Here is a 2,708-nt window from a genome sequence, read left to right as displayed (position 1 = left end):
GCTTGGCGCAACGCATCCGCCGCCTCGGGATGGCGGGGCAAGGCATAGACGCCGGGCGCGAGCCCCTCGACCCGGTGCACGAACAGGATCGGATGCAGACGCGGCGCAAAGCCCCAGACATCCCAGGGCGCGATCGGCCGTGCCAGCAGGCAATCCAGCAGGCGATAAAAGCGATCGGCGCTCATCGTGAACTTGGCGTCGAAGCGCTGCGCGCTGCGGCGGCCGAGGATGATGTCGGCGGCCCGCGCCGCCGGCGCTCCGGACAGCGGCGGATGGAGCGATGGGGCGTCCGGCTCGAACGGCGCGCGGCCTTGTGTTGCGGCGCTGACCTCGTTGATGACCGGCCAGCGATAGAGCGGATGCGGATCGAGCCGGTTGGCCTGACCGGTCCAAGGATCGGCCGCGGCATCGAACGCGTCGGGAATGTCGTCGATCTGCGCTGAAGCTGTGCCGCGATGCGGATCGATCGCGATCAACAGATCGGCGTCTTCTCGTTCGACGCCGGCAAAGTCGCTGGATCGATCGAGGCCCGTCCAGCCGGACAGTGTGGCGCCGTCGACATTGTCGATCAGCGTCGCGCCCCATCCGAGCGCGGCCGCGGCGTAGCGAACGGCGCCGAGCGCGTGGCCGATATCGAGCTGGCAATAGCGGAAAGCGCGCTCGCCATATTTCCAGGCTTCGCGCCAATGGATCGAGCTGAAGCCGATCCACAGCCGGGCCGGGCCAGACGCTGGCACGGTCCGCCGGCAGCGCAGTTCCAGCACGTGGTCGCGGCTGACATAGTGATAGAGACCGTCGTCGAGCCCGGTCACGTTGCTGCAGATCACATAGGCTTCGGTCGGATGCAGATTGCCGCTGGACGGATTGCAGCGCTGGGCCCAGCGGTCGGGGCCAAGCTCCTTCCACGCCGAGAGCCCCATCGAAAGCTCAAGCAGCGCGGCGACCGAGGCGATGGTGAGCGGAGGGCTAGTGCCGGACGGCTCATAGAGCTGCGCAAAGCTCGTGCTGAGTTGATCGGACGTCAACGGCAGCGGCGTTCGCGCGCAGCCGGCAAATTCGCGGAACGGATTGGGCTGGCTGTCCCAGTCCAGCGTCTCGGGGCCGGCTGCGTAACGCTTGAGGTCGTGCTTGGTGCGCGCATGGTAGGCCAGTACGATGTCGGCGGAGTCCTGAGCCGGTGTCGCCGCGATGACAGTCCTTGTTTCCACGCCAATCCGCATGTTGCCTTTGCCCCGGGGCGGACGAGCCCCGTTGAACCTCCAAAGTTTCAACGCATCGCGTAGCAATTTCCGTTCCGTTGGCGCGGTGCTCAAATCGCGGTCAGAACCGACAAATGGCCATGCTGGCGCATGCACCTTGTTCTGTTTCCGACAGACTGGCGCACGCTGTTGGATTCGAGACACCCTCACGCGTCCATCGCAAACGACCGTCAGGAATGGCTGTTCCGCCTGATTCTGCCGACAGCGGCCGGCACATTGCGCCAGGCCGGCTGGTCCGGCGCGAATTGCTTGCGCAGGTAAGCGACGAGCGCGGCGATTTGCTCGTCGCTCATGCTGTCCTTGAAGGCGGGCATGTAACCGAGATCGCTCGAGGCCGGCTGCGCGATGCCATGCAGGATCACCTGAAGCAGATTATCGGGTGTCGTGCCGTGCAGATTGCTGTTCAGTGCCAGCGATGGCCGGCTGCCGAACAGCGGCAGGCCGCCGACCTCATGACAGACCGCGCAGGCGCCCTGGTAGAGCCGCGCGCCGATACCGCGCGCCGAGCCGATGCCGGTGCGGGTCGATGCCTCCAATTCTTGCGCCAGCATCTGCTGCGCGGCGCTGTCCATCGCAGCCTTGCTGAACGAGGCGAGATAGACCGCCATCGCGCGAATGTCGTCGTCCGGCAGCGCCGTGAGCTCTTTGACAACGGGCGCCATCGGCCCGGCGGCGACGCCGTGCAACCGGGATTCGCCGGTTCGCAAATATGCATAAAACTCATCTTCGTTCCACGGCACCGGCGCATGCGACAGTGAGGTCAGCGGCGGCGCTTCCCAGCCCTCGGTGAATCCGCCGGCGAGATAGGCATTGGCCTTCTCGGCGCCGAGCGCGTTGCGCGGCGAATGACACGCGCTGCAATGGCCGAGGCTTTCGACCAGATAGGCGCCGCGATTCCAGATGGTCGATTGTGTCGGATCGGCCTGGAACACGCTGCTGGGATGGAATAACGCATTCCAGCCGGCAAGCAGCGGACGCAGGTTGAAGGGAAACGCCAGATTGGTCTTTTCCGGTTCGGCGCGGACCGCCGGTTGCGCCATCAGAAAGGCATAGAGCGCCTGCAGGTCGGCATCGGTCGCGCTGGCGAAATGCGTGTAGGGAAACGCCGGATAGAGATGACGGCCGTCGCGATGGATGCCGTCGCGCATCGCGCGCTCGAAGGCGGGATACGACCATGCGCCGATGCCGGTCTCCACATCGGGAGTGATGTTGGTGCTGTAGATCGTGCCGAACGCTGTTTCGAGTGCGCGCCCTCCGGCATTGCTGGCGCCGTTGGCGGCCGTATGGCAGACTATGCAATCGCCGAGCGCGGCCAATTGCCGGCCGCGCGCGATGGTCGCGGCGGAATAGACCGAGGCGTCCGGCCGCGCGATCGGCGCGATCGATCGCCACGGCAGGACGGCCGCGCCGATGCCGACGATGGCGGCGCAGAGGGCCGCAACCGTCGCC

2 protein-coding genes are annotated in these 2,708 nt (G+C 66.1%); both read right to left on the bottom strand.

The window, feature by feature from the left end; genetic code table 11:
* On the bottom strand, nt 1-1,208 hold a 1,208-nt coding region (locus WCB02_RS06430), incomplete at its 3' end, for a nitroreductase (protein ID WP_423957000.1).
* A 221-nt stretch (nt 1,209-1,429) separates the two neighbouring features.
* A partial coding sequence (locus WCB02_RS06425; protein ID WP_423956999.1) for a c-type cytochrome occupies nt 1,430-2,708 on the bottom strand: 1,279 nt, incomplete at its 5' end.

The sequence above is a fragment of the Bradyrhizobium sp. genome (genome assembly GCF_049581145.1).
Classification (GTDB): domain Bacteria; phylum Pseudomonadota; class Alphaproteobacteria; order Rhizobiales; family Xanthobacteraceae; genus Bradyrhizobium.
The sequence above is the reverse complement of the archived record's forward strand: the minus strand, read 5'-3'. Positions and strand labels throughout refer to the sequence as shown.